Origin of the sequence: Baekduia soli, assembly GCF_007970665.1 — a bacterium.
Taxonomy (GTDB): domain Bacteria; phylum Actinomycetota; class Thermoleophilia; order Solirubrobacterales; family Solirubrobacteraceae; genus Baekduia; species Baekduia soli.
The window spans coordinates 1,349,931-1,375,405 of record NZ_CP042430.1 but is presented as its reverse complement, the minus strand read 5'-3'; the positions used below and the strand labels follow the sequence as shown (position 1 = coordinate 1,375,405).

General features: G+C 74.4%; 23 protein-coding genes and 2 pseudogenes. 14 read left to right on the top strand and 11 right to left on the bottom strand.

Annotation, left to right across the window (positions count from 1 at the left end):
- Nucleotides 1–23 precede the first annotated feature (23 nt).
- Together FSW04_RS06490 and FSW04_RS06485 are read left to right on the top strand one after the other, a co-directional pair.
- Nucleotides 24–2,252 carry an AfsR/SARP family transcriptional regulator gene (locus FSW04_RS06490; protein WP_146917531.1) on the top strand — a complete coding sequence of 743 codons (2,229 nt, stop codon included), beginning with the start codon at nt 24–26 and terminating at the stop codon, nt 2,250–2,252.
- A 63-nt stretch (nt 2,253–2,315) separates the two neighbouring features.
- Nucleotides 2,316–3,386: a class I SAM-dependent methyltransferase gene (locus FSW04_RS06485; RefSeq protein ID WP_146917529.1), complete on the top strand. Its 1,071-nt coding sequence runs from the start codon at nt 2,316–2,318 to the stop codon at nt 3,384–3,386.
- 12 nt (nt 3,387–3,398) lie between these two features.
- Here the strand turns inward: FSW04_RS06485 and FSW04_RS06480 are convergent, their stop codons facing one another.
- Nucleotides 3,399–4,115, bottom strand: coding sequence for a DUF4389 domain-containing protein (locus tag FSW04_RS06480; protein WP_146917527.1), 717 nt, complete (start codon nt 4,113–4,115; stop codon nt 3,399–3,401).
- A gap of 80 nt (nt 4,116–4,195) precedes the next feature.
- On the opposite strand from FSW04_RS06480, the gene FSW04_RS06475 reads away from it, so the two are divergent.
- Genes FSW04_RS06475 through FSW04_RS06465 form a run of 3 tightly spaced genes read left to right on the top strand, consistent with a single transcriptional unit; the run spans nt 4,196 to nt 6,888 of the window.
- Nucleotides 4,196–4,867: a TetR/AcrR family transcriptional regulator gene (locus tag FSW04_RS06475; RefSeq protein WP_187369303.1), complete on the top strand. Its 672-nt coding sequence runs from the start codon at nt 4,196–4,198 to the stop codon at nt 4,865–4,867.
- Between the two features lie 24 nt (nt 4,868–4,891).
- A complete protein-coding gene (locus tag FSW04_RS06470) occupies nt 4,892–6,121 on the top strand; it encodes a TlpA disulfide reductase family protein (protein WP_146917525.1) in 1,230 nt (409 codons plus the stop codon).
- A gap of 5 nt (nt 6,122–6,126) precedes the next feature.
- The gene (locus tag FSW04_RS06465) at nt 6,127–6,888 is read left to right on the top strand and encodes an MBL fold metallo-hydrolase (protein WP_146917522.1); all 762 of its coding nucleotides are present in this window, start codon (nt 6,127–6,129) and stop codon (nt 6,886–6,888) included.
- A gap of 4 nt (nt 6,889–6,892) precedes the next feature.
- On the opposite strand, the gene FSW04_RS06460 is transcribed toward FSW04_RS06465, so the two are convergent.
- From FSW04_RS06460 to FSW04_RS06445, 5 genes are all read right to left on the bottom strand, one after another.
- Entirely contained in the window at nt 6,893–7,930 is a 1,038-nt protein-coding gene (locus FSW04_RS06460) for a hypothetical protein (protein ID WP_146917520.1), read from the bottom strand.
- A complete protein-coding gene (locus FSW04_RS06455; protein WP_146923534.1) occupies nt 7,927–8,175 on the bottom strand; it encodes a NifU family protein in 249 nt (82 codons plus the stop codon). Before FSW04_RS06455 ends, FSW04_RS06460 begins: the two co-directional genes overlap by 4 nt.
- Nucleotides 8,172–8,756, bottom strand: a complete 585-nt coding sequence (locus tag FSW04_RS25730; protein ID WP_187369302.1) for a UGSC family (seleno)protein — start codon at nt 8,754–8,756, stop codon at nt 8,172–8,174. Before FSW04_RS25730 ends, FSW04_RS06455 begins: the two co-directional genes overlap by 4 nt.
- Before the next feature lie 72 nt (nt 8,757–8,828).
- Complete coding sequence (locus FSW04_RS06450) at nt 8,829–9,908, bottom strand: CapA family protein (RefSeq protein ID WP_187369301.1); 1,080 nt, start codon at nt 9,906–9,908, stop codon at nt 8,829–8,831.
- 129 nt (nt 9,909–10,037) lie between these two features.
- Nucleotides 10,038–10,682, bottom strand: a complete 645-nt coding sequence (locus FSW04_RS06445) for a TetR/AcrR family transcriptional regulator (RefSeq protein ID WP_187369300.1) — start codon at nt 10,680–10,682, stop codon at nt 10,038–10,040.
- Between the two features lie 165 nt (nt 10,683–10,847).
- On the opposite strand from FSW04_RS06445, the gene FSW04_RS27785 reads away from it, so the two are divergent.
- The 6 genes and pseudogenes from FSW04_RS27785 to FSW04_RS06420 all read left to right on the top strand — a co-directional run bounded on the left by FSW04_RS27785 (nt 10,848) and on the right by FSW04_RS06420 (nt 19,275).
- Nucleotides 10,848–11,573, top strand: a complete 726-nt coding sequence (locus FSW04_RS27785) for an AMP-binding protein (RefSeq protein WP_267128320.1) — start codon at nt 10,848–10,850, stop codon at nt 11,571–11,573.
- The gene (locus tag FSW04_RS27780; protein WP_267128290.1) at nt 11,534–14,416 is read left to right on the top strand and encodes an AMP-binding protein; all 2,883 of its coding nucleotides are present in this window, start codon (nt 11,534–11,536) and stop codon (nt 14,414–14,416) included. Before FSW04_RS27785 ends, FSW04_RS27780 begins: the two co-directional genes overlap by 40 nt.
- A pseudogene (locus FSW04_RS28330) lies at nt 14,413–14,939 on the top strand (hydantoinase/oxoprolinase N-terminal domain-containing protein); the annotation flags it as partial. The gene FSW04_RS27780 and the pseudogene FSW04_RS28330, both read left to right, overlap by 4 nt.
- Complete coding sequence (locus FSW04_RS06430) at nt 14,916–16,535, top strand: hydantoinase/oxoprolinase family protein (protein WP_407652981.1); 1,620 nt, start codon at nt 14,916–14,918, stop codon at nt 16,533–16,535. The pseudogene FSW04_RS28330 and the gene FSW04_RS06430, both read left to right, overlap by 24 nt.
- Nucleotides 16,532–18,820 carry a hydantoinase B/oxoprolinase family protein gene (locus tag FSW04_RS06425; RefSeq protein ID WP_146917510.1) on the top strand — a complete coding sequence of 763 codons (2,289 nt, stop codon included), beginning with the start codon at nt 16,532–16,534 and terminating at the stop codon, nt 18,818–18,820. The genes FSW04_RS06430 and FSW04_RS06425 overlap by 4 nt, the downstream gene beginning before the upstream one ends.
- Before the next feature lie 20 nt (nt 18,821–18,840).
- Nucleotides 18,841–19,275, top strand: coding sequence for a nuclear transport factor 2 family protein (locus tag FSW04_RS06420; RefSeq protein WP_146917508.1), 435 nt, complete (start codon nt 18,841–18,843; stop codon nt 19,273–19,275).
- Here FSW04_RS06420 and FSW04_RS06415 read toward each other — a convergent pair.
- Complete coding sequence (locus FSW04_RS06415) at nt 19,272–20,102, bottom strand: ArsR/SmtB family transcription factor (protein ID WP_146917506.1); 831 nt, start codon at nt 20,100–20,102, stop codon at nt 19,272–19,274. The genes FSW04_RS06420 and FSW04_RS06415 overlap by 4 nt on opposite strands.
- 160 nt (nt 20,103–20,262) lie before the next feature.
- Between FSW04_RS06415 and FSW04_RS06410 the strand changes: the two genes are divergently transcribed.
- Nucleotides 20,263–20,910 (top strand): hypothetical protein, encoded by a 648-nt coding sequence (locus tag FSW04_RS06410; protein WP_146917503.1) that lies wholly within the window; start codon nt 20,263–20,265, stop codon nt 20,908–20,910.
- 57 nt (nt 20,911–20,967) lie between these two features.
- Here FSW04_RS06410 and FSW04_RS06405 read toward each other — a convergent pair whose 3' ends face one another.
- The 3 genes and pseudogenes from FSW04_RS06405 to FSW04_RS28325 all read right to left on the bottom strand — a co-directional run.
- Nucleotides 20,968–21,255: a glyoxalase/bleomycin resistance/dioxygenase family protein gene (locus tag FSW04_RS06405; protein ID WP_187369299.1), complete on the bottom strand. Its 288-nt coding sequence runs from the start codon at nt 21,253–21,255 to the stop codon at nt 20,968–20,970.
- A gap of 331 nt (nt 21,256–21,586) precedes the next feature.
- Entirely contained in the window at nt 21,587–22,150 is a 564-nt protein-coding gene (locus FSW04_RS27775) for a class I adenylate-forming enzyme family protein (protein WP_146917501.1), read from the bottom strand.
- 73 nt (nt 22,151–22,223) lie between these two features.
- Nucleotides 22,224–23,141, bottom strand: a pseudogene (locus FSW04_RS28325) (AMP-binding protein); the annotation flags it as partial.
- A gap of 35 nt (nt 23,142–23,176) precedes the next feature.
- Between FSW04_RS28325 and FSW04_RS06390 the strand changes: the two are divergent.
- Both FSW04_RS06390 and FSW04_RS06385 read left to right on the top strand, forming a co-directional pair.
- Complete coding sequence (locus FSW04_RS06390) at nt 23,177–24,316, top strand: NAD(P)/FAD-dependent oxidoreductase (RefSeq protein WP_146917499.1); 1,140 nt, start codon at nt 23,177–23,179, stop codon at nt 24,314–24,316.
- A 68-nt stretch (nt 24,317–24,384) separates the two neighbouring features.
- Nucleotides 24,385–24,933 carry a GNAT family N-acetyltransferase gene (locus FSW04_RS06385; RefSeq protein ID WP_187369298.1) on the top strand — a complete coding sequence of 183 codons (549 nt, stop codon included), beginning with the start codon at nt 24,385–24,387 and terminating at the stop codon, nt 24,931–24,933.
- Here FSW04_RS06385 and FSW04_RS06380 read toward each other — a convergent pair.
- On the bottom strand, nt 24,902–25,459 hold the full coding sequence (locus FSW04_RS06380; RefSeq protein WP_187369297.1) for an SDR family oxidoreductase: 558 nt from the start codon (nt 25,457–25,459) through the stop codon (nt 24,902–24,904). The genes FSW04_RS06385 and FSW04_RS06380 overlap by 32 nt on opposite strands.
- Nucleotides 25,460–25,475 lie beyond the last annotated feature (16 nt).

Genomic DNA, 25,475 nt, shown 5'->3' with positions numbered 1-25,475 from the left:
GCTGGTAGCGTCGCGTTGGTCGCATGGACTTCCGCCTGCTCGGCCCGATGGACGTGCTCGACGGCGACACGCCGCTCGTGCTCGGCGGCCGCAAGCAGCGGGCGCTGCTCGCCCGCCTGCTGCTGTCGCCCGATCGCACGGTCGCGGTCGACCGCCTCGTCGACGACCTGTGGGGCGACGCCGCTCCCGACTCCGCCACCAAGATGGTGCAGATCTTCGTCTCGCACCTGCGCAAGGTGCTGCCGGCCGGCGTGCTCGTGACGCGCCCGCCGGGCTACCTCGTCCAGGTCGCGCCCGAGTCCGTCGACATCGGTCGCGTGGAGCGTCTGCGTCGCGCGGGCCACGCGGCGCTGGCCGCCGGTGAGCCGGAGGTCGCCGGCGATCAGCTCCGCGAGGCGCTCGGGCTCTGGCGCGGCGAGGCGCTGGCCGAGTTCCTCGAGCCGTTCGCCGACGCCGAGCGCCCGCGCCTGGACGAGCTCCGCGTGGCCTGCTTCGAGGACCGCGTCGAGGCCGACCTCATGGCCGGGCGCCACGGCGAGCTGATCGGCGAGCTGGCGGCCGAGACCGCCCGGTTCCCGCTGCGTGAGCGCCTGCATCGCCAGTCCATGCTCGCGCTGTACCGATCCGGCCGGCATGCCGACGCCCTCGCCGTCTCCCAGCAGCTTCGCCGTCGGCTCAACGACGACCTCGGCCTGGAGCCGTCGGCCGAGCTGCGCGAGCTGCAGGGTCTGATCCTCAACCAGGACCCGTCGCTGAGGCCGCCGCCGGTCGCGCCGGCGACCTCCCCCTCTGCCGGCCCGGACACCCAACACCATGTCGCGGCGGGCCTGGAGGCGCTCGGTCGCGGCGCATGGAACGACGCCAAGACCGCCTTCGGCCGCGCGCTCGAGGGCGGTGAGCCGGCCGAGGCCCTGGAAGGCTGGGCGCAGGCGACCCGGTTCCTGGGCGACGGTGACGCGAGCCTGGACGCGCGGGCGCGCGCCTTCCGCGCGTACCGCCGGCGCGGCGACGTGCGGTCCGCGGCCCGCGCCGCCGCGTGGCTGGCCTACGACACGGTGGTGTTCCGTGGCGACGCCGCGGTCGCGCAGGGGTGGTTCGGGCACGCCCACCGGCTGCTGGGCGACGAGGACGACGGCGAGGACCAGGGGTGGCTGGCGTTCCTGGAGGGCGAGGTCGCGCTGGTCGCCCACGGCGACGCCGCCCGCGCGGCCGGCCATGCCGCGCGGGCGCTCGAGGTCGGCCGGCGCACGGGCCTCATGGATCTGGAGATGCTCGCGCTCTCGCTCACCGGCCTGGCCCGGGTGGCGGCCGGTGAGATCGGCGAGGGCATGCGCGAGCTCGACCAGGCGACGGCCGCCGCGGTGGGCGGCGAGCTCTCCGGCCTGCACTTCGCCGGGGCCGTCTGCTGCCACATGATCTACGCCTGCGAACGGGTCCACGACGTGGACCGTGCCGCCCAGTGGTGTGACACCGTGCGCGGCTTCTGCGAGCAGTGGAGCGTCCCCCAGCTGTTCGGCTTCTGCCGCTCGCACTACGCGTCCGTGCTGATCCGGCGCGGCCGGTGGAGCGACGCCGAGGCCGAGCTCGACGCGGCCTCGCAAGCGTTCGAGCGGGGCGCGCCCGCGCTGGTCTTCGAGGGCATCCTGCGCCTCGCCGAGCTGCGCCGGCGCCAGGGCCGGCTCGAGGAGGCCGCCGAGCTGTGCGAGCGGATCGCCTGGCATCCCGGTGCGCAGCTGTGCCTGTCGGAGATCACGTTGGATCGCGGCGATCCGGCCGGCGCCCGGGACCTGGTGGCCCGCCACCTGCGCGCCGTGCCGCCGGGTGAGCTCCTGGGCCGCGCGCCCGGGCTCGACCTGGCGATCCGCACCGACCTCGCCCTCGGGGACGTGCAGGCCGCCGAGGCCGGGGTGGCCGAGCTGGCCGAGCTGGCCGATGCCGCGGGAACCGCGCAGCTGCGGGCGTCGCTGCGCTTCGTGCGCGGCCTGCTCTGCCGCGCGCGGGGCGACGCGACGACCGCGAGGCGGGACCTCGAGGACGCCGTCGACCTGTGGAGCCGCATGGGCGCGCCGTATGAGATGGCCCGCGGCCACATCGCCCTGGCCGAGCTCGCCCTGGACGGCGGTCGCCCCGAGGACGCCGAGCGGGAGCTGGGGCGTGCGCGCTCGGCCCTCGACGGACTCGAGGCCTGCGCCGAGCTCGACCGCGTGGCCGCCCTGACGGGCCGGGTGCAGCGGGCCGGCAGCCCCGAGTAACGGAACCGACCTCGGCGCTGACCAACGCACAGCGTCACACACCAACCTGAGGGAGGGACCCAGATGTCCACCACGCCCGCGATCGACGAAGCCAAGCTGGAGGCCTTCATGGAGCGCTTCGTCGGCGACCTCGGTGCCTGCGCGACGGCGCCGCTGGTCGTCATCGGGGACAAGCTCGGCCTCTACAAGGCGATGGCCGACGGCGAGCCGGTCACGCCGGCCGACCTGGCGCAGCGGACCGGATGCCGCGAGCGCTACCTGCGCGAGTGGCTGTGTCAGCAGGCGGCGAGCCGCTACGTGGAGTACGAGCCCACCGCCGGGACGTTCCGGCTGCCGGCCGAGCAGGCGATGGCGCTCGCGGCCGACGACAGCCCGGCCTTCATCCCGGGCGCCTTCCAGCTGCTCTCGGCGATGATCAAGGACGAGCCGCAGATCACGGAGCGGTTCCGCTCGGGTGAGGGCATGGGCTGGCACGAGCATGACCACGACCTCTTCGAGGGCACGGAGCGCTTCTTCCGTCCCGGCTACCTCGCCAGCCTGACCACGGCCTGGCTGCCGGCGCTGGACGGGGTCACCGAGCGGCTGACCGACGGCGCGCGGGTGGCCGACATCGGCTGCGGCCACGGCGCCTCGACGATCCTGATGGCCCACGCCTTCCCGGCGTCGACCTTCGCCGGCTCCGACTATCACGAGGACTCGATCGCCGCCGCGCGTGCCGCCGCCGAGCGCGCCGGGGTGAGCGACCGGGTCACGTTCGAGGTCGCCGACGCCAAGGCGTTCGCCGGCGGCCCGTACGACCTGATCTGCGTCTTCGACGCGCTGCACGACATGGGCGACCCCGTCGGCGCCGCCCGCCACGTGCGCTCCCAGCTCGCCGACGACGGCGTCTGGATGGTCGTCGAGCCCTACGCCGGCGACAGCGTCGAGGAGAACCTCAACCCGGTCGGCCGGGTCTTCTATGCGGGCTCGACGATGCTCTGCACGCCGGCCTCGCTCAGCCAGGAGGTGGGCCTGGCGCTCGGCGCCCAGGCCGGCGAGCGACGTCTGACCGAGGTCCTCAACCAGGGCGGCTTCAGCCGGGTGCGGCGCGCGGCGGAGACGCCGTTCAACATCATCCTCGAGGCGAGGCCGTAGCGGGCCGCCCCCTCAGACCCCCACCGCCGGCGTCGGGGCGATGCCGTCGCTCCCGGTCGCGCCGGCCTCGCCCTCCGGGCCGCCCATGTCCAGGCGCAGCGGCGGGTAGGCGTCGGTCATCAGCGCGGCGTAGGCGATGACCCGGTACACCCAGCGGTTCATCCCCATGATGAAGTCGAAGAGGCTGCGCGGGTAGCGGCCCGTGAACAGCAGGACGACGGCGGAGATGAGCACGAGCAGGCCGATCAGGCCGCCGCCGGAGGTCCATCCGCCCTGGTCGCCGGCCGCGTTGAGGCCAGCGACCGTGCCGCCGGCGAACACGCCGACGATGAGGTACTGCGGCAGGGCGAGCAGCCACCACTTCACGAGGACCAGGCCGCGTGAGAGGTGCTGCGGGTAGGCGACGTCGAGGCGGGCCGGGTAGTCCGGGACGTCGGCGAGCGTGAAGGGCGGGTAGCGGTCGGTGGCGAGCGCGTTGTAGGTGTAGAAGCACACGCGCCAGGACCAGCGCAGCACGCCGACCTTGAAGGTGAACAGCCCCCGCGGGTGGCGGCCGGTGACCAGGATCGCGAAGAACGCCACGACCGTCGCGACGACGAACGCGAGCCAGAGGAAGGCCAGCACGATGAAGTGGGGGATCGCCAACAACCACTTGACGAGCCACCGCCATCGGCTGAGGTCGTCTTCGAGCCGGCCTTCGATCTGCAGCGGATACGCCGACGAACCCATGGGGTCCCTTTCGCTTGCGGTGTACGGTGTACACCTGTCGTCGAGACTGTAGGGTGTACGGCGTACACCTGTCAAGGGCCATGACGAGACGCACGCCATCCTCCCGCATCCCCTTGAGCCGGTCCCGCGTGCTCGAGGCCGCCGTCGCGCGCGCCGACCAGGACGGGCTCGAGGCGTTCAGCATGCGTCGGCTGGCCCAGGAGCTGGGCGTCGTGCCGATGGCGCTGTACAAGCACGTCGCCAGCAAGGACGAGCTCCTGGACGGCATGGTGGACCTGGTCTTCGCCGAGATCGCCGCCCCGGAGATCGGCGGCGACTGGAGCGCGGAGATACGCCGGCGGGCGCTCTCGGCGCGCGACGCGCTCGGGCGCCACGGCTGGGCCATCGGGATCATGGAGACCCGGTCCCCCGGGCCCGCGAACCTGCACAACCACAACGCGGTCATGGGCTGCCTGCGGGAGGCGGGGTTCCCGTTCGAGGCTGCGATCCACGCCTACTCGGTCCTGGACGCCTACACCTACGGCTTCGCCCTGCAGGAGAAGACGCTCGGGTTCGAGACGCCCCAGTCGGCCGGCGAGGCCGCACGGCGCCGGGCGCAGGCCAACGCCGCGCTCCTGGACGTCTATCCCCATCTCGCCGAGATCGTCACCCGGCTGCCGGAGACCGGCTACGACCCCGCCGTCGAGTTCGCGTGGGGCCTCGACCTCATCCTCGACGGCCTCGAGCGGCGCCGCCACGCGGGCCGGCGGTGAGCCAGGGGGTAGGCTCGGGCCGCCATGGGCACGTCGCGCGTCACCGTCCTGTACGAGCTCGCGGACCCGGTGCAGGCCGCCGCCGTGGCCGACGGCGACCGGCTGTGGCTGGCGCCCGGCGACCTCGCCGCGGCCACCGGGTGGTCGCTCGAGCCCGAGGGCCTGTGCCACGGCCAGGCCTGCGTCCCGCTGCCGGCCGACGGCTCGTGGCGCGACGCCGCGGGGCGGGTCGACCTCACGGCGTTCGCCGCGCGCCTCGGTCGGCCCGTGGCCTGCGACGAGCAGCACGCGATCTGGGCCTTCGGCGCCCCCGCGCGGGACGACGCCGCCGGGCCACCGTCCGCGCAGGCCCCGGACTTCACGCTGCCCGACCTGCACGGCACCCTCCACGCGCTGTCGGACCATCGCGGCACCAAGGTGCTCCTGCTGGCCTGGGGCTCCTACTGCGGCTGCAGCCTCGACCTGCCCGTGTGGCGGGTCCTGCACGAGGAGCTGCGCCCCCTCGGGCTGCAGATCGTCGCCGTGGCCATGGACGCCGGCGGCGCCGCGGCCGTGCGCGCGTCGGTGCGCCCGACCCCTGACGAGCTCGCCGGCCGCGACGAGATCCTGCGGCGCATGACGGGCTGGAGCGAGGACCTGTGGAACGCCAAGGCCGCGCCGACCTACCCGTGCCTCATCGACGAGGCCCACGTGCTCGGGCCGCTGTACGGGATCGTCAACGTCCCCACCGCGGTCTGGATCGACGAGGAGGGCACGATCGTCCGCCCGGCCGAGCCCGCCGGCCACAGCGACTACATGCGCCGCCGCGACCTCGAGACGTGGGCGATCCCCGACGAGGACGTCGACCGCCTCGTGGCCAACCACACGGTCTACGTCGACGCCGTGCGCGACTGGGCCGCCCGCGGCGCCGACAGCCCGTTCGCGCTCGCCCCCGAGGAGGTGTGCCGGCGCCGGCGGCGCCCCGGCGAGGCCGAGTCGCGTGCCGCGGCCCATGCGCGGATCGGGTGGTACCTGTTCGGCGCCGGGGACGTCGAGGCGGCCAAGGGTTACTACCGCGCCGCGGCCGATCTGCACCCCGGCCACTGGACCTACCGCCGCCAGGGCATGGTGCTCGACCCCGACCTCATCGGCGCGCTGAACACCGCGCCGGAGTACTACCGGGCGCGCGAGGCGCTCGGCGCCGACCTGTACTACCCGACGATCGACCTGCCCGGGATCGCGCCGCCGCCGCCGTGGCTGCGAGCCGAGGGCTGAGCCCGATGCCGGCCCCCACCCTCACGCTGCTGCGCCACGCGACCGTGGTGATCGCCATGGGCGACCAGCGGATCCTCGTCGACCCGATGCTCGACGACGCCGGAGCGCGCGAGCCGATCGCCAACTCGCCGGCGCCGCGCCGCAACCCGCTCGTCGGCCTGCCCGCAGGGTGGCGCGCGACGCTCGCGCCGGTCACCGCCGCCGTGGTCACGCACCTGCACGCCGACCATCTCGACGACGCCGCCACGGCGTACCTGCGCGAGGCCGGCGTCCCCGTGTTCGGGCAGGACGAGGACCTCGGCACGCTGCGCGGCCGCGGCCTGCCCGACGTGCGCCCGATCGCCGGCGCGCGCAGCGGCGGCGTCGGGCTGCGGCGCACCGGCGGCCGGCACGGCACCGGCGAGCTGGCGGACCTGCTCGCCCCGGTCAGCGGCGTGGTCCTGGACGACGGCACCGCGCGCGTGTACGTGGCCGGCGACACCGTCCGCTGTCCCGAGTTCGAGGATGCGCTGCGCGCCTACGACCCGACCACGATCGTCCTCAACGCCGGCGGCGCGCGCTTCACCGAAGGCGACCCCATCACGATGACCGCCGCCGACGTCGCCGCGGTCGCCGGCGCGCACCCGTCGGTCCCGGTCGTGGCCGTCCACACCGACGCCATCAACCACTGCCTCGACACGCGTGAGGTGCTGCGCTCAGAGCTCGCGCGCGCCGGGGTGCGCAACGTCCTGGTCCCGGACGACGGCGAGACGGTCGCGCTGGCCTGAGCCGCTACACCTCGACGCGCCTGGTCACCGACAGCGAGTTGTTCTTCGGCGCCCAGGCCGGGATGACCGCCGACCAGCCCGCCCCCGCCCCGCCCGCGCACACGAGCAGGATGTCGTCCGGGTCACGGAACGTTGAGTAGCGCCCGTCGGCCTCGGCGACCATCGTGTGCGCGCCGGTGGACTCCAGCGGCTGGCCCCCGGCCGCCAGCTCCTCCGCGGTGACGCGCGTCTGCTGCACGAGGTACTCGCGGGCCTGCGCGCGCGTCCACCCCGCGTCGCGGACCGCGCCGGCGTGCTCGGGCCCCAGCAGGACGACGGCCTGGCCGCCCTTGCCCGCGATGTAGGTGTGCGCGGCGCGCAGCGAGGAGGCCGCGATGCGCAGCACGGCCTCCGGGTCGCCCGTCAGCACGTTGGCGATCTGGCGCGGGCCCTCAGTGGCGAGGATCGTGACCGTGGTGTCCTGCGGCGCGAAGCCCAGCTCGACGCGCAGCGGCCCCCACGGCGAGATCGGCTCGGCCTCCGCGAAGCACAGCGAGTACTTGCCCGGGTTGCCGATCGACGCGCCGTCCAGCGCGCCGGGCTTGGCGCCGAGCACGTTCTGGGCCACGAGCCGCAGCGCGCGGCCGATCGTGGCGTTGGCGCGGTTGCCCTGGCCGAGCACGTTGTGCGCGGAGTTCATGCCGACCTGCGCGGCCAGCGGGCCGCTGACGATCGTGCAGATCGCCGTCCCGCCCGTGCTTGTCAGCGCGCCGTTGGCGTTGTAGGCCGGGTCGGCCAGCGCCCGGACGCCGGCGACCACGATCGGGAAGTACTCCGGCCGGCACCCGGCCATCACGGCGTTGATCGCGGTCTCCTGGGCGGAGATGCTCCGGCTGCGGGCCGCGACCGCGCCCAGCACCTCGTCGGGATCGAGCCGGGCGGCCGCCAGGAACGCCTGCACCCGCTCGGGCGTCGGCGGGACGATCGGCAGGCCGTCGGTCCACCCGCGCTCGAAGTACTCCTCCTGGACCGCGGACTCCTCGAGCTGCAGGGTCTCGCTCATGCGACGCGGGGATCGTCGACGACGACCGCGCTGACCGCGTCGTCCTCGCGGCGCAGCCGCTGCAGCAGCACCGTCTCGAGCATGTCCTTCGGCAGCACGCACTCCTCGCAGGCCTCGGGGCCGAGCACCAGCCGCAGCGACACCGTGCCGCCGTCGACGCCGACGACCTCCAGGTCGGCGTCGTCGAGCCGCAGCGTCCGGCGGAACTCGTCCAGCGCGGAGGCCACCTGGCCGGTGTCGCTCATGCCGCCGAGAGCTCGCGGGGCGCGGCCTCGGCACCGCTCGCCGCGCCGGTCAGCTGCTGCACGATCGCGCCGGCGACGCCGGCCACGAGCGCCCGGACTTCGGCGTCCTGCCGCGTGGCGACCGGGTGCGGGAGCGTCACGTGGTGGTGGCCGGGCATGCCCGCGGTGATCGCGAACTCGGCGACGAGGCCCGCGAACGGCTCGGTGATCACCGCCGTGGCCGGCACGCCGAGCCGCTCGAACGTGATGGCGTCCAGGACGCTGCACGACGAGCACGCGCCGCAGTCGCCCAGGCCGGTGACGACGAGCGTCGCCTGCTCGGCGAGCCGGCGCGCCTCGTCGTCGGTCACCGTCACCGCCGCCGACGTCTTGCTGAACACCTCGACGTGCTCGATCTCCGGCAGGCGCCCGCGGAGCTCCTCGGCCACCATCAACAACACGATCTTGGCGTGCGACTTGCCGTTGTCGATCAGCAGGAGCGTGGCCCCCGGGCGGACGGGCACCCGCCCCGCGGGCTGCGCGGCCGCGGCGGCGCGCTCGGCCTCGGGCTTGTCGGGGCGCAGGACGGTGATGAGGCTCATGCGGCTGCCCTTCCTCGGGTCGGTCGGATCGACACCCCGACGCTACCAGCCGGTCCCCAGCCGGGTCGATGCCTACGGCGGCGGGTCGGACCCCGTGAGCCGCACGCCGCCGTCGGCGCCGACCACCAGGCCCGCGGCGCCGAAGTCCGCGCGCGCCAGGTCGGAGACCAGCGCGGCAGCCTGGCCCGCCCGGTCGACGTGCGGGATGTCGGACCCGTCGAGCGTCAGCGACGTGAAGGAGCCGGCCAGGAACGCGCCGTCGGCCGTGACCGTGACGCGCAGGATCCCCGAGAGCGACAGGGTGCCGCCCGTGGCGAAGGTGTGGAAGCCGGCGAGGTTGCCCAGCGAGTAGGCGATGAGCCGGCGGCGGTAGAGCTCCATGCCGCGCAGCACGTGCGGCCCCGAGCCCAGGACCAGGTCGGCGCCCGCGTCGACGGCGGCGTGGGCGAACGCGCGGACGTCGCCGCGCTCCTCGCCGAGGTAGGTCTCCGGGCCGGCCGGGGTGTGCTCCTGGCCGGCGCCCTCGGCCCCCGCGTGCACGAAGACGACGACGACGTTGGCGTGCCGGCGGGCGTCGCGCACGTAGGCGGCGATCGCGGCCGGGTCGGCGATGGGCGACGCCCACGGGTAGGGCGCGAAGCCCAGGAACGCGACGCGCGCCCCGGCGATCGTCCGGTAGGCGATCTCCCCCGGGCGACCCGTCGGGGTGACCCCGTGACGACGCAGCGCCGAGACGGTCTGGCCCAGGCCCAGCGCGCCGAAGTCGAAGGCGTGGTTGTTGGCCAGGTTGACCACGTCGACGCCGGCGCGCCGCAGCGCCGCAGCGTTGGCCGGCGGGGCGCGGAAGGCGAAGCACGTGTCCGTGTCGCCCCCCGGGCATTTGGAGGACCCGCCGGTCGCGAGCGTCCCCTCGTGGTTGACGGCCGTCAGGTCGGCGGCGCGCAGCACGCGCGCCACCGGGGCCAGCACCGCCCAGCCGTGCTGGGGCGGCAGCCCGTGCGACGAGCCCAGCGTCGTGTCGCCGCCCCACGCGATCGTCAGCGGCCGGCCGATGGGCAGCTCGGCGCGGGCGGCCTCCGGACCGTCGCGTCCTCCCGCCGCCAGGGCGACGCAGACCGCGCCGACGGCGGCGAGCAGGCACGCGGCGACCACGGCCGTTCGGTGAGTGACCCTCACGGACTGCGGGTTCGCCGCGGCGGTCCGCGCCCCTGCCGGTCCGCGTCCCAGCCGCCTCCCTCGCGGCCTCGCCGGCATCGCCGCGGCTCGGGCAGGGCACCCGCGTCAGCGCCGGCCTGCCCCTGGACCCGGCGCCGCGACGACCTCGGCGCGCGGCACGCCGACGACCGCCAGCGCCAGCTCCACGTAGACGGCGCTGACCTCCTCGAGGCTCAGCCGGCCGTCGGGGCGGTACCAGTCGCGCACGCCGTTGAGCATGTCCATCATCGCCAGCGTCGCGATCGTCACGTCGGCCACCCGGAACTCTCCCGAGGCGACGCCCTCGGCCACCGTGGCGCGCATGGCGTCGTGGTAGTCGCGCTTGCCGCGCAGCCAGCGCTCCTTCTGGGCCGGGCTGAGCGCGTGGTCGATCGGATGGCCCAGCAGCAGCTCGGCGTGGCGCGCCGCGCTGATCGCGATGTGCGCGTGGACCGCGTTGCGGACGCGCTCGGTCGGCGACGCCTCGGGGTCGCGCACCGCGGGCAGCATCGTGGCGACGAAGTCGTTGGCGAAGCGGGTGAGCACGGCGTCCAGCACGCCCTGCTTGCCGGGGAAGTGGTGGTACAGCGTCGAGGAGGAGACGCCGACCGCGTCGGCGATCTGGCGGATCGACGTGGCGCTGAAGCCGCGCTCGTAGAACAGGCGCGCCGCGGTGTCCAGGATCTGCGTGCGCACCGCGGGTCCGTCGTCCAGCGATCGCTTCCGGGCCACACCGCGGAGTCTACGGAGCGCGGCGCCGGTGTCGATCGCCCGATCGACACCGGCCGCCGCGCTTGACAGCTCCCGCGGAGCGCCACTACGGTCCGTGTCGATCGTTTGATCGACACGGCCTCAGGTCCGGCTCGTCGATCGCACCGGCGAGGAGGGGTCGTGGAGATGCAGCGCAAGGCCGAGGAGACGCACGATCGCGGCACCGACCCGCCGCCGCGCTCGCTGTGCGCGCTCTTCCAGGCGACGGTCGCGCGGCACCCGGACCGGCCGGCGCTGCGCTGCGCCGGAGGCGGCGGGGAGCACACGTGGGCACAGTACGGCGCGCGGGTGCAGCGCGTCGCCGGCGGGCTGGCCGCGCTGGGCGTCGGCCCCGGCGACACGGTGGCGCTCCTGCTGCGCAACCGCCCCGAGTTCAACGTGCTCGACGCCGCGATCATGCACCTCGGCGCCGTCCCGTGGTCGATCTACACCACCGCCGCGCCGGAGCAGATCGGCGACGTCGTGCAGCGCGCCGGGAGCCGCGTCGCCGTCGCCGAGACCGACTTCGCCGAGCGTGTGCGCCGGGGTGTGGGACCGGGCGTGCTGGACCACCTCATCGACGTGGAGGCGCTGGACGACGCGCTGCCCGGCGCGCCCGCGGGCTTCGACTTCGAGGCCTCCTGGCGGGCCGTGGGTCCGGGCGACCTGGCGACGATCGTCTGGACGTCGGGCACGACGGGCGCGTCCAAGGGGGCCGAGCTGACCCACGGCGGCGTGCTGGCGCTGCTGCGCGCCCTGACCGAGGTCAGCCGCGTGCCCGAGGGGGCCGCACGACCTCCTACCTGCCCGCCGCGCACACGGCCGACCGCATCATGGGCCACTGGTGGCCGATGCTGCTCGGCGCCGAGGTGACCTGCGTGCGCGACGGGGCGCAGGTCGTGGCGACCCTGCCCGAGGTGCGACCCACGATCTGGGGGTCGGTGCCGCGGGTGTGGGAGAAGCTGCGCTCGGCGCTGCAGGCCCAGGGCGTCACCGATCCGGCCGGGATGCCCGCGACGGCGCGCCGCGCGGTCCTCGAGCGCCTCGGCCTGGACCAGGTCCGCTGGATGTACTCCGGCGCCGCGCCGGTGGCCGCCGAGACGCTCGACTGGTTCCTGGCGCTGGGGCTGCCGCTGTGCGAGGTCTGGGGCCTGACGGAGTCCAGCGGCCTGCTGACCGTCAACCCCGTCGGCGCGCAGCGGACCGGCACGGTGGGGCCGGCGCTGCCCGGCTCGGAGCTGCGGCTGGCGCCCGACGGCGAGGTGCTGGCGCGCGCGCCGCAGGTCATGCGCGGCTACCGCGACGACCCGGTGCGCACCGCCGAGGCGCTCGACGACGAGGGGTGGCTGCACACGGGCGACATCGGCACGTTCGACGAGGACGGGTACCTGACGATCGTCGACCGCAAGAAGGAGATCATCATCAACGCGGCGGGCAAGAACATGGCGCCGTCGGCGATCGAGAACGCGCTGAAGACCGCCGGGCCGCTCATCGGCCAGGCGTGCGTGATCGGCGACGCGCGGCCCTACGTCTCCGCGCTGCTCGTGCTCGATCCCGAGGCGACCGTCCCCGGCGACGAGGCCGAGCTGGAGGCGGCCGTCCAGCGCGAGGTCGACGCCGCCAACGCACGGCTCTCTCGGGCCGAGCACGTGCGCCGCTGGACGCTGCTGCGCGACGAGTGGCTGCCCGGCGGCGACGAGCTGACGCCGACGATGAAGCTCAAGCGCAGGCCGATCGCCGAGAAGTACGCCGCCGCGATCGAGGCCCTCTACGACACCGGCGGCCCGGGCGATGACGGGCGTCCGTCGCGGGAGGGCCTGCGCGCCGTGCTGGACGAGGCCGACATCCCCGTGTTGCTCATGGTGCTCGTGCACCTCACCGGCGACCGCCGCTGGATGCAGGCGCCCTACCTGCCCGAGCGCGACATGCGGATCATCCCCGACCCCTCGGGCGGGCTGGCGCCCGAGCGCCAGGACGAGGTCCGCGCCGCCGCCCTGGAGGTCCTCGCGGCGGCCCGGCCGCACGACGCGCTGCCCGACGTCTCCGAGGAGCAGTTCGCCGAGATGCTGCGCGTGTGCGTCGCCGACGACGTCCCGCAGGAGTACGTCCCGATGCTCCTGGAGGACATGGGCTTCCGCGCGCGACCGCGGCCCGAGCCCGTGCACGTGCAGCCGGGCACGTTCTCCGTCCTGGTCATCGGCGCGGGCTTCTCGGGGATCGCGACCTCCATCGCGCTCGCCGAGGCCGGCATCCCGCACACGATCGTCGAGCGCAACGACGACGTCGGCGGCTGCTGGCTGGAGAACACCTATCCCGAGGCCGGCGTCGACACACCCAACCACTGGTACTCGTTCAGCTTCGCGCGCGAGCACGACTGGCGCCACTACTTCTCCAAGCAGCCCGAGATCCTCGACTACGTGCGCGGGGTCGCCGACGCGCACGGCGTCCGCGAGCGGGTCCGCTTCGGGACGACGGTCACGGCCTGCCGCTACGACGACGCGACCCAGCGCTGGCACACGGAGGTCATGCGCCCCGACGGCACCCCGGAGACGCTCGTGTCCCACGCGGTGGTCACCGGCGTCGGCGCCTTCCACGAGCCGAAGATCCCGGCCTTCGACGGCCTGGAGCGGTTCGGCGGGCCCGTCTTCCACACCTCGCGCTGGCCGGCGGGCCTGGACCTGCGGGGCCGGCGCGTCGCGCTGGTGGGCACGGGCGCGAGCTGCGTGCAGGCGGCGCGCACGGTCGCCGAGGACGCCGAGCACCTGACGATCTTCCAGCGCTCGCCGCAGTGGCTCTCGCCCAACCCGTACTACCGCGCCGAGGTCGGGGAGGGCAAGCGCTGGCTGCTGCGCAACGTCCCGCTCTACGCCTCCTGGTACCGGTTCACGCTGTTCTGGCGCTACGGCGACAGCCTGCTGCCCCACATCCAGGTCGACCCGGAGTGGGAGCACCCGGAGCGCGCGGTCAACGCGAGCAACGACCGCCACCGCCGGTTCTTCACGCGCTACATCGAGCGCGAGCTCGAGGGGCGACCCGACCTCATCGCCAAGGCGCTGCCGAGCTACCCGCCCTATGGCAAGCGGATGATCATCGACAACGACTGGTACCGGACGATCCGCCGCGACGACGTCACGCTCGTCGACCGGGCCGTCGCGGGCCTGGACGAGACCGGCATCATCGACGCCGACGGACGCCACCACGAGGTCGACGTCGTCGCGATGGCCACGGGCTTCCACGCCACGCGCTTCCTGTGGCCCATGGAGATCACCGGCGCGGGCGGGCTCACGATCGACGAGGCGTGGGACGGCGACGACGCCCGCGCCCACCTGGGCATCACGATGCCCGGCTTCCCGAACCTGTTCATGACGCTGGGGCCCAACACGCTGCTGGGCCACGGCGGCAGCGCGGCGTTCGTCATCGAGGCCCAGGTCAACTACATCGTCCGGTGCCTGGCGTGGATGGCCCGGGAGCAGATCGGGTCGATCGAGCCGCGCCAGGCACCCTTCGAGGCCTACAACGCCGCGGTCGACGCCGCCCACGAGCGGATGGTCTTCGCCCACCCGGGCATGGACAACTGGTACAAGAACTCACGCGGGCGGGTCGCGGCGCTGACGCCGTTCCGCCTCGTCGACTACTGGTCGATGACCCGCGAGCCCGACCCCGAGGACTTCGACGCGCGACCGCGCACCGCCCCGCCGGCGCCGGTGGCGCCGTGAGCTACGTCCTGGGCGTCGACATCGGCGGGACGTTCACCGACTGCGTGGCCATCGCCGACGACGGGACGGTCGTGCACGCCAAGGCGCCGTCGACGCACGCGACGAGCCCCGTGCAGGGCGTCCTCGCCGGCCTGGAGCTGCTGGCCGAGGCCGTCGGCCGCGACGTGCCGGGGCTGCTGGCCGCCGCGCAGCGCATGAGCCACGGCACGACGATCGGCACGAACCTGGTCGTCGAGCGCAAGGGCGCCCGCGTCGGGCTGCTGGCCACCGCGGGCCACGGCGACGCGCTGCTCATGATGCGCGGCAGCGGGCGTACCGCGGGCGTGCCGATCGACCAGGTCTACAGCGTCCACAGCACCGACACCCCCACGCCGCTGGTCCCCCGCCGCCGGATCGCCGAGATCCCGAGCGGCTCAGCGTCGACGGCACGGTGCTGGCGCCGCTGGACGAGGAGGCCGCGCGCGCGGCGATCCGGGCGCTCGTCGCCGGCGACGACGGCGTGGAGGCCATCGCGATCGCGCTGCTGTGGGCGTTCCGCCACCCGGTGCACGAGCAGCGCCTGGCCGAGCTGGTCGCCGAGGAGGCGCCCGGCGTGTTCGTCACGCTCTCCAGCGAGGCGGCGCCGCGCCAGGGCGAGTACGAGCGGACGGTGGCGACGGTCATCAACGCCTACGTCGGGCCCGCGTCCAGCGCCTACCTCGACGAGCTCGCCGACGCGATGGGCGAACGCGGCCTGCCCCGCGCGCCGATGATCATGCAGGGCAACGGGGGCGTGATGCCCGTCGACGTCGCGCGCCGCCTGCCGGTGACCACGATCGGCTCGGGCCCGGCGGGCGGGCTGGCCGGCGCCGCCGCGATCGCCACGGCCTCCGGCCATCCCAACGTCATCGCCACCGACATGGGCGGCACGTCGTTCGAGGTCGGCCTCATCGTCGACGGCCGGCCGCTGCTGACCGGTCAGGAGATCCTCGACCAGTACACCTTCCACATGCCGCGCCTGGACGTGCGCTCGATCGCCTGCGGCGGCGGCTCGATCGCCGCCGTCGACCCGCACGGCGGCGGCCTGCGCGTGGGGCCCGAGTCGGCCGGGTCGGACCCGGGGCCCGCGTGCTACGGCCGCGGCGCGCAGCCCACGGTCACCGACGCCGACATCGTCCTGGGCCTCCTGGACCCCGACGCGTTCCTCGGCGGCCGCATGACCCTGGACCGCGGCGCCGCCGAGCGGGCGGTGGCGGGCCTGGCCGAGCAGCTCGGGCTCTCCGTCGACGAGGCGGCCGCCGGGATCCTGCGCGTCAACGCGTTCCAGGCCGGGACGCTCATCCGCCAGCGCACGATCGAGCAGGGCCTGGACCCGCGCGACTTCGTCGTGTACGCGTTCGGCGGCGCGGGCCCGCTGCATGCGTTCGCGTTCGCCGAGGAGCTCGGCGTCGGCGAGGTGGTCGTCCCGCTGGGCAACGGCGCGTCGACGCTGTCGGCCTACGGCATCGCCGCCAGCGATCTCGTCCGCACCTTCGAGCAGGAGTGCCGCATCCGCACGCCGCTGGACCCCGACGCACTCTCGGCGGTGCTCGGCGACGTGTCGGCACGAGCGCGGGCGGCGCTGCAGGACTCCGGCCACGACCCCGACACGGCCGAGTACCACGGCACCGCGCTCATGCGCTACGCCGAGCAGTTCGTCCAGGAGCTGCCGATCGAGCTGCCCGAACGGATCGACGCCGCGGCCTGCGCGGAGGTCATGGCGCGCTTCGACGAGGAGTACGGGCGCCTGTTCGGGGCCGGGGCGCGCGCCGTGTTCCAGGCGGCGGAGGTGTTCACCGTGCGCCTGACGACCCGGATCCCGCTCGGGTTCACCCCGTCGCCCGCGGCCGGGCCCGCGGCGCCCGAGGCCGCGCCGGCATCCCGGACGCGCGACGTCTACTGGCCCGCGGAGGGGCGCCGGGTGGCGACCGCGATCGTCGCCGGCGCGGCGCTGCCGGCCGGTGAGGCGATTCACGGGCCCGCCGTCATCGAGCTGCCCCACACCGCGGTCGCCGTCGCCCGCGGGCAGCGCGTCACGCGCGACGCGCTGGGCAGCTTCGTCCTGACCATCGCCGACCACGACCCGGGAGCCCACCGATGACGACCGCCGATGCCGCGCTGCCCGCCGTCCGCGAGCCCGGGTTCTGGGACGGGGTCGCCCACGCCTACATCCCCGCCGGCGACCTGCGCGTGCCGGCGGCGGTCCCGACGTGCGATGCGGCCGCCGACGACGTCGACCCCGTCACCCGCGAGGTCGTCCGCTACGCGTTGATGAACGCCAACCTGGACCACTCGGCGCTCATCCAGCGGCTCTGCGTCTCGCCGGTCACCATGCTCACCCGGGACTACCAGACGTCGATCCTCACCGAGGTCGGCGACCTCGTGTTCCTGGGCCCCAACCTCCAGTACTTCTCCAACAGCCACGCGCTGGCGATCAAGTGGACGCTCGAGCACCGGGCGGAGGCCGTCGGCATCGCCGACGGCGACATGTTCCTCAGCAACGACCCCTGGGTCGGAGCGCCCCACCAGCCCGATACCGCGCTGCTGACGCCGGTGTTCGTCGACGGCGGGCTGTTCTGCTGGGTGGCCAACACCCTGCACTACTCCGACGTCGGCGGCTCCACCCCGGGCTCGTTCTGCATCGACGCCGCCGACACGTGGTCGGAGCCCGCGAGCTGGCCGCCCATCAAGATCGCCGAGAGCGGGCGGCTGCGCGACGACGTCATCGGCGCGTTCGCCCGCCAGAGCCGGCTGCCCTCCGCGCTGCACATGGACCTGCGTGCCGCGGTGGCCGGCAGCGAGACGACGCGCGCGCGGATCCTGGCCCTGGTGGACCGCTACGGCGCCGGCGTGCTCAAGACGGTCATGCGCGACACGATGGACGCCGCCGAGGCGCTCTTCGTGCAGCGGCTGAGCAGCGTCCCCGACGGGACCTGGAGCCACCGCGGGTTCGCCGAGGGCGCGGTGCCCGGCGATCACGAGGTGTACGCCTACCAGCTCAACCTCCACAAGCGCGGCGACCGGCTCATCGTCGACAACCGGGGCACCGATCCGCAGACGGGGTCGATCAACATCACCTACGCCGCCCTCTCCGGCGCGGTGCTCGCGGCGATCACCCAGAGCATGACGGCCGACCTGTCGGGCGCCTACGGCGGCGTCTACCGCCGGGTCGAGTTCCGCCCCGAGCCGGGCCTGCTGAACTGCGCCGACCACCCGGCGGCCGTGAGCCCGTCGGGCATGCTCACCACCGAGCTGACGCTGAACATCGCGATCACCGTCGTCGCCAAGATGCTCAGCTGCGGCGACGAGGCGGCCCGCGCGCTCGTCGTGGGGCCGAGCCTGCCGCACTTCTACGGGACGATCCAGGGCGGCGCCGACCTGACGGGCGCGCCGTTCATCTTCCCCAACACCGACGGGATGATGGGCGCGCTGGGCGGCATGCCCACCCGTGACGGCGTCGACGCCGGCGGCCATTTCTGGATCCCGGAGGGCATCGGCAACAACGTCGAGGACGTCGAGGCGCAGTTCCCGCTGCTCATCCTGCACCGCCGCCTGCTGCCCGGCGGCGCCGACGGCGCGGGCCGCCGCCGCGGCGGCCTGGGCTTCGTGGAGGCCACGACGCCTTGGCGCGAGGCCGTCTATCAGATGGCGATCTCCATGAACGAGTCCTTCGCCAAGGGGATGGGGCTCGTCGGGGCCAACCCCGGCAGCCGCGCCGCCACGACCGTCAAGCTGAAGACCGACGTCTTCGACCGCATGGCCGGCTCGGAGGTCGGCACGCGGCTGGCCGACCTGGAGGGCGACACGCACCCGCTCGACAGCAAGCCGCCCGCGTTCCTCATGGCCTCCGGGGACGTCGTGGAGTGGGTGTCGCCGACGGCCGCGGGATGGGGCGACCCGATCCGGCGCGATCCGCAGGCCGTGCTCGACGACCACCGCGCCGGGCTCGTGACCGCGCAGGACGCCGGGCGGGTCTACGGCGTCGTGCTCGAGGACGACGGTGCCGCGGTCGACGTCGCGGCGACCGAGCGCGCGCGGACGGCGGTGCGCCGCCGGCGCCTCGGCGGCGAGGAGCCCCGGGACGAGGTGGCCGCGCCGGCCGCGGCGATGCGCGTCGGCGACCTCCTGCACGTCGTCGACGGCCGCTGGTGGTGCAACGGCGCCGACCTCGGGGCCGCCGGCGAGAACTGGAAGGCGCGCGCGCGCGTCATCGAGGGGCCCGCGCGGGCGTTCGCGGCGGAGTTCGAGGTGTCCGACCCCGTCGACGTGGCGATGGCCGATCGCATGGTCCTGCGCGAGTACGTCTGCCCCGTGACGGGGCTGCGGATCGACATGGAGCTCGCGCGCCGCGGCGAGCCGCCGCTGCAGGACGTGCGGCTCGACTGAGCCCGTAGTAGGCTCGCCCCGTGGACCAGCTGCAGCGGCTCTGCAACATCGAGGAGATCGGTCGCGTCAAGCACCGCTACTTCCGGCTCATGGACGAGAAGCGCTGGGACGAGTGGGGCGACGTGTTCACCGAGGACTGCCACTTCACCGTCGGGGCCGGCGACGGTCCGGTCGAGACGACCATCGACGGCCGCGAGAACATCGTCGCCTTCTGGCGCGACGCGCTGAAGGACGGGCTGAGCCTGCACCACGGGCACATGCCGGACATCACGTTCCCGACCGAGTCCACCGCCCACGCCCTGTGGACCTACGAGTACTACGGCGAGCTGGGGCCCGGCAACATGGTCCGGATCTACGGGATCTACGACGACGACTTCGAGCAGGCGCCCGACGGGGCGTGGCGCATCAGGCGCCTGCACATCAACCGGCTGCGGCTGGACGAGGTCCCCTCCTAGGCGGAGCTCGCCGCGACCCGCATCTCGGGGAGCGGCTCGCCGGTCTCCAGCAGCGTCTTGAGGTTGGCGACCACGCGCGGCCAGCCGCCGGAGATCAGGTCGCCGAGCAGGCCGCCGGGCTCGAGGTCGTCGTGGACGACGGTGAGCCGGACCTGCTCGTCGTCGACGGCCTCGATCTCGAAGGTGACCTTCGAGCGCCGCTCGGAGGCCAGGCGCGCGCGCCGCTCCTCCTCGATGTCGACGGTCTGCGCCCACTCCGGCGTGAAGCTGTGCCAGGTGTAGGAGAGGCGGGTGTAGGGGTCGGACTCGATCACGCGCTGCGCGTCGTCGGCGATGCTGACGTCGCGCTGCTGCCAGGTCATCGGCGAGCCTGCCCTCCAGTCGGTCTCGAAGGCGATGTTCCAGTAACGCCGCGTGAACGCCGGATCGGTGAGCCCCTGCCAGAGGCGCTCGGGGGTGGTGCGGATGAACGTCGTGTAGACGAACGATGGCCTGGCCATGGTGCTGTCCTCCAGGGTGGTCTTGAGGTCGGCGAGCGCGCGGACCGGGCCGCGGTCGTACTGGCTGATCCAGCGCCCGGCGATCTCCTCGATGGGCGCCGCGTTGAGGTAGTGCAGCTTCTCCCGTCCGCGGCGGACGGTCGTGACGAGGTTGGCCGCCTCCAGCACCGCGAGGTGCTTGCTCACCGACTGCCGGGCCATGTCCAGGCACGAGCACAGCTCGCCCAGGGTCTGGCCGCCGCGGGCGTTCAGGCGGTCGAGCAGCAGGCGCCGGCTCGGGTCGGCCAGCGCGCGGAACGCGTCGTCGAGGGAAGGATATGCAGCCATCTTGCTGCATAATATACGCAGGCGCTCGGCTGCCTGTCAAGGGCCCGGCGGTCCTTTGCCAAAGCTTGGTGTCGCCCCTCCCGGGGCTTTGCGGCGACCACGGAACACTCCAGGGTCCCCGACCTCCGAACCGCGGGCAACCGCCACGAGGAGCTCCCCCATGACCTCGTTCGACCCCAATCCCCCCCGCTCCATCGACACCCACTCCGCCAACCCCGCGCCGCACGTCGTGGCCGAGGACGAGCTCGATCGCCTCCTGGCCCACGACGCCGAGCAACGACGCCGCGAGCGCGAGGAGACCCGCAACTGGATGTACGGGTTCTCGGTCGCCGGCGTGCTGCTCGGCGTGATCGCCCTGGTCGCGTCGCTCTTCGCGGTGACGCGCAGCACCGGCACCACGACCAAGACCGTCGTCGCCACCACGCCCGCGGCCGCCGGTGCCGCCGCAGGCGGCGCGTCGTCGTCCGCGGCGGCGCCGCCCGGCCACGAGGTGACCGCGAGCCTCACCGAGATGAGGATCACCGACTCGGTCGCCAAGGTCGCGGCCGGCAAGGTGACGTTCAAGGTCACCAACAACGGCTCGGTCGCCCACGAGTACGTGATCCTGAGGACCTCCCAGCCGGCGTCCGGCCTCCCGATGGCCGGCGGCAAGGCCAGCGAGGCCGGGCACGTCGGCGAGATCGGCGACCTGCCGGTCGGCGCGACCAAGTCCGTCACGCTCAACCTCAAGCCCGGCCACTACTCCATCATCTGCAACCTGCCCGGCCACTACACGGGCGGCATGCACACCGACCTCACGGTGACCTAAAAACCGGTCACCGGACGGAGGCACGCGGAAGGCCCGCCCTCGGCGGGCCTTCCGGCGTCAGGCGTAGGGCGCGTAGCGGTGGTGCAACATGAGGTCGTTGCCCTCCGTGTCGGCGAAGAACGCCATGTGGCACACGCCGGTGTCCATCGTCTCGCCGAAGAACGTCACGCCCCGGGCCTCCAGGGCGGCCCGGGCCGCGGCGACGTCCTCGACGCCGAGCGGCAGCGGGTTGCCCTTCTGCGCGACGAACCGCATGCCGACCCTGGCCGGCTCCCAGATGCCCAGGCAGGTCTCCCCCGCCCAGACCTCGTACTCGGCGTGGTCGTCGGGCCGCAGGCCGAGCACGTCGCGGTAGAACCCGCGCGCCCGGTCGGCGTCCTGCGCGGGATCCCGAGGAAGTCGAGGCGCTTGATCTCGCTCATGCGTCCTGGATACCGCATCGCCGGGACGGTGGGCACCGCGCCGCGCCCGGTCAGTCGCGCGCCACGGCCGCCAGCGCCAGGTCCCAGCAGGAACGAGAGCCCGGCCGCGAGCAGGAACCGGATCACGCCGAGGTGATGATGGCTCATCGTGCGCTCGCCGCGTCCCACGCGTCACCGGCACGACGCGCCGTGGTGCCCGGCGCGGTCACGGCGGCGCGCGCACATCGTCCCCCGGGCGAGCCAGGCGCCGCGGCTCAGGCCGCCTCGCCGACGAGCTCCTCGCGCAGCGTCCGGCGCAGCACCTTGCCCATGGCGTTGCGCGGCAGCTCGGCGACGAAGCGGATCTCGCGCGGGCACTTGTAGTCGGCGACGCGCTCACGGCAGAAGCGGACCAGCTCGTCCTCGTCGATCCCGGCGCCGTCACCGAGGACCACGAACGCCACGACGCCCTCGCCGAGCACGGCGTGGGGCGCTCCGACGACGGCGACGTCGACCACGCGCGGGTGCGCGATGAGCGCCGCCTCGACCTCGGCCGGGTAGACGTTGAAGCCGCCCCGGATGATCACGTCGTTCATCCGGTCCAGCACGTGCAGGAAGCCGTCCTCGTCGATGCGCCCGACGTCCCCGGTGCGCAGCCAGCCGTCGTCGTCGATCGTGCGGCGCGTGGCCTCGGGGTTGTCGAAGTAGCCGAGCATCCGGGACGGCGTGAGGATCGCGATCTCGCCCTCGGCGCCGGCCGGCAGCGGGCGCCCGTCGTCGTCGACGACGCGCACGTCGCACTCGGCCATCGGCCGCCCGACCGAGTCCAGCCGGCCCATCCCGTCGGCCGGGCGCAGGGCCGCTCTCGGTCAGCCCGTACACGTTCCACAGCTCGGCCCCGGGGAACGCGTCGACCAGCCGGCGCGCCAGGGGCCCGGGCATCGGCGCCGCGCCCCACAGCAGGTCCGGGCCGTCGTGCATCGGGGGCGCCTGGGCCGCATCACGCGCGGCCATGATCAGCGCGTACATCGCGGGCACGCCGAGGTAGTAGTCCGGGCGCTCGGTGGCGACGTGCTCGGCCCACGACGCCGGGTCGAAGCGCTCCTCGAACAGGAGGGTCATGCCCGTCAGCAGCGCCGGCAGGAAGAACGAGCGCGACCCCGTGCTCGTGTAGACCGGCGAGGCGAGCATGAGCGAGCGCTGCGCCCCGAAGTCGATCGTCCCGCACCACACCCGGCCGTGGGCGATGCCCGCCTCGTGGGTGAACGTCGCGCCCTTCGGGGTGCCGGTCGTGCCCGACGTGTACAGGATGTCGCTCACGTCACCGGGCGAGCAGCGCGGGACCATCGGCTCGCCGGCGCCGACGGCGTCGGCCAGGCCGGCGGAGGGCCGCGGCCAGGAGGCCGAGCCGCCGACGGCGAGGATCGACCGCAGCGCGGGCAGGCCGTCGGCGATGGCCGTGACGGCGCCGGCGAACTCCGGCGTCGTGACGAGCACGACGGCGCCCGAGTGCCGCAGCTGGTAGGCCATCTCGGGCGGCGCGAGCCGCGCGTTGACCGGGACGCTGACGAACCCGCCGATGTAGCAGGCGGCGAGCACGGTGAAGAACGCGCACGCGTCCGCGTTGGTCACCAGGACCGCGACGCGCTCCCCGCGGGCCACCCCGCCCGGCCCGGCCAGCCATCCCGCGAGCCGCGAGCCCTGGTCGAAGAGCTCGGCGTGGGTGATGGCGCGCCGCCCGGCGGCCGTGAGCGCGACGATCGCGTCGTCGCGGCCACGCTCGTGGGCGTGGCGCTCGAGCAGATGCCCGAGGCTCTGCACGCTGCTCATGGCGGCGACCCTAGCATCCGGGTTATGGTCGCCCCATGAGAGTCGTCGTGCTCGGGGGCGGGTTCGGAGGGCTGGAGCTGACGGCCAGGCTGTCGGCGGAGTTCGGCGACGCCGTCGACATCGTCCTCATCGACCAGCACGACGCGTTCGTGTTCGGCTTCTCCAAGCTGGACGTCATGTTCGGCCGCACCGAGCCCCCGTGGGTGCGCCACCGCTACGACGAGATCGCCAAGCCGGGGGTGCGGTTCGTCCAGGCCACGGTGCGCTCCATCGACCCGGCGGCCCGGCGCGTGGAGACCGACGCGGGCCCGTTCGAGGGCGACGTCCTGGTGGTCGGGCTCGGCGCCGATCTCGACATCGCCGCGACGCCCGGGCTGGCCGAGGCGGGCCACGAGTTCTACACCGTGGACGGCGCGTTCTCCGCGCGCGACGTGCTCGCGGGCTTCGAGGGCGGCGACGTGCTCATCGGGGTCCTCTCGACGCCGTACAAGTGCCCGCCCGCCCCGAGCGAGACGGCGCTGCTGCTGCACGACCAGCTCGTGCGGCGGGGGCTGCGCGGGCGCAGCACGATCTCGCTCGTCGTCGACTTCCCGCGCCCCATCCCGCCGTCTCCGGAGGCCTCCGACGTGCTCCTGGCGGCGTTCGAGGAGCGCGGCATCGCCTGGCACCCCCGGCGCGAGGTCTGCGCGCTGGACCCGGCGCGCGGCGTGGCGACGCTGCGCGACGGCGCCGAGATGCCGTTCGACCTCTTCCTCGGCGTGCCGGTGCACCGGGCGCCGGCGGTCGTCGTCGAGTCGGGACTGACCGAGAACGGCTGGATCCCCGTCGACCCCCTGACGCTCGAGACCGCGTTCCCCGGGGTGTACGCGGTCGGGGACGTCGCGGCGGTCGGGACGCCACGGGCCGGGACGTTCGCCGAGGGCCATGCGGCGGTCGTGGCCGATCGCCTCGCCGCACGGATCCGGGGCGACGAGCCGTCGGCCGAGTACGCCGGGCGCGGCGTCTGCTACATCGAGTTCGGCGACGACCGGATCGCCACCGTGGACATCACGTTCTTCGGCGACCGGCGCACGGGCGAGCTGCGCGGGCCGTCGGCGGAGTACGTCGCGCACAAGGCCGAGTTCGGCTCGAGCCGGATCAGGCGCTGGTTCGACCGCGAGTGGACCGCGACGTGAGCACCGCGCCGGGCTGACGGGGGGCCGCGCCGCTGCTCGCCGAACCCATCGCGCTTCCCGGCGGCGCCGTGCTGCGCCGCCTGACCACGGCCGACGCCGAGGCCTTTGCCGCGCACGTCGAGGCGGACCTCGAGCACCTCGGCGCCTACCTGCCCTGGCCGGCGCGGACCGCCGACGCGGCGGGCGCCGCGGACTGGCTGCGCCCCTACGAGCACGCCGAGGACGGGCGCGTCGTCGCCGCGGGCGCCTGGCTGGAGGGGCGGCTGGCGGGCGGCGGCGTGCTGTTCCACCACGACGCCGCGCAGGCCAACATGGAGCTGGGGATCTGGATGACGACGGGCGCCGAGGGACGGGGCGTGGCCGCCGCGGTCTGCCGCGCCCTGCTGCGCCTGGCCCGCGACGAGCTCGGGGCGCGGCGCCTGGAGTGGCGGTCGGCGACGGCCAACGTCCGCTCGCGGCGCCTGGCGCAGCGGCTGGGCTTCACGCACGAGGGGACGCTGCGCTCGAGCTACGTGCTGCGCGGCGAGCGGCTGGACGTCGACGTTCTGTCGCTCGTGGGCACCGAGATCGACGCGGCCGCCGGCGTCACGGCACCCACTGGTCCAGCGCGGGCGTGACCTGCAGCTCGTGCGTCATCGCGCGCGGGCTCTGCCCCGCCAGGTAGGCGACGGCGTCGGCCAGGCTGGCGGGGTCGGCGCTGCCCGCGTCGTCGCCGCCCGAGCGGTCGATGACCGCGTCGACGACGAGCAGCGCGACGTGGATGCCCTGCGCGCGCAGCTCGAGCGCCGCGGCCTGCGTGAGCGCGCGCACGCCGAAGGCGCCCGCGGCCCACAGGCCGCGCCCGGCCATCGCGCGCCGCGACGACCCGCCCGTGACCTGCACGACGGTCGCCTCCCCGCCCTGGTCGGCCAGGAAGCGCGCCGACGCGCTGAGGAACGCGAAGGCCCCGCGCACCGGCATCGCCGACCAGTCCTCGAAGCCCGAGGGGCCCGCCTCGGCGAGCGGCCCGCCGCCGAACGGGCCCGAGCGGCTGCCGCCGTAGGGCGATGCGGCGTTGACCACCAGGTCGACGCGCCCATGGCGCTCGGCGACCTCGCGGAGCGCCCCCGCGACGGAGGCCTGGTCCGTGACGTCGACCTCCAACGCGTGGGCCCCCGCC

Excerpts from the sequence above, each read along its gene's own strand:
- FSW04_RS06455 (WP_146923534.1), bottom strand. The coding sequence starts at position 8,175 with ATGAGCGACACCGGCCAGGTGGCCTCCGCGCTGGACGAGTTCCGCCGG.
- FSW04_RS06460 (WP_146917520.1), bottom strand. The coding sequence starts at position 7,930 with ATGAGCGAGACCCTGCAGCTCGAGGAGTCCGCGGTCCAGGAGGAGTAC.
- FSW04_RS27785 (WP_267128320.1), top strand. The coding sequence starts at position 10,848 with ATGCAGCGCAAGGCCGAGGAGACGCACGATCGCGGCACCGACCCGCCG.
- FSW04_RS06485 (WP_146917529.1), top strand. The coding sequence starts at position 2,316 with ATGTCCACCACGCCCGCGATCGACGAAGCCAAGCTGGAGGCCTTCATG.
- FSW04_RS06480 (WP_146917527.1), bottom strand. The coding sequence starts at position 4,115 with ATGGGTTCGTCGGCGTATCCGCTGCAGATCGAAGGCCGGCTCGAAGAC.
- FSW04_RS06425 (WP_146917510.1), top strand. The coding sequence starts at position 16,532 with ATGACGACCGCCGATGCCGCGCTGCCCGCCGTCCGCGAGCCCGGGTTC.
- FSW04_RS06415 (WP_146917506.1), bottom strand. The coding sequence starts at position 20,102 with ATGGCTGCATATCCTTCCCTCGACGACGCGTTCCGCGCGCTGGCCGAC.
- FSW04_RS06410 (WP_146917503.1), top strand. The coding sequence starts at position 20,263 with ATGACCTCGTTCGACCCCAATCCCCCCCGCTCCATCGACACCCACTCC.
- FSW04_RS25730 (WP_187369302.1), bottom strand. The coding sequence starts at position 8,756 with ATGAGCCTCATCACCGTCCTGCGCCCCGACAAGCCCGAGGCCGAGCGC.
- FSW04_RS06465 (WP_146917522.1), top strand. The coding sequence starts at position 6,127 with ATGCCGGCCCCCACCCTCACGCTGCTGCGCCACGCGACCGTGGTGATC.
- FSW04_RS06470 (WP_146917525.1), top strand. The coding sequence starts at position 4,892 with ATGGGCACGTCGCGCGTCACCGTCCTGTACGAGCTCGCGGACCCGGTG.
- FSW04_RS06490 (WP_146917531.1), top strand. The coding sequence starts at position 24 with ATGGACTTCCGCCTGCTCGGCCCGATGGACGTGCTCGACGGCGACACG.
- FSW04_RS06475 (WP_187369303.1), top strand. The coding sequence starts at position 4,196 with ATGACGAGACGCACGCCATCCTCCCGCATCCCCTTGAGCCGGTCCCGC.
- FSW04_RS06390 (WP_146917499.1), top strand. The coding sequence starts at position 23,177 with ATGAGAGTCGTCGTGCTCGGGGGCGGGTTCGGAGGGCTGGAGCTGACG.
- FSW04_RS27780 (WP_267128290.1), top strand. The coding sequence starts at position 11,534 with ATGGGCCACTGGTGGCCGATGCTGCTCGGCGCCGAGGTGACCTGCGTG.
- FSW04_RS27775 (WP_146917501.1), bottom strand. The coding sequence starts at position 22,150 with ATGGGCCGGCTGGACTCGGTCGGGCGGCCGATGGCCGAGTGCGACGTG.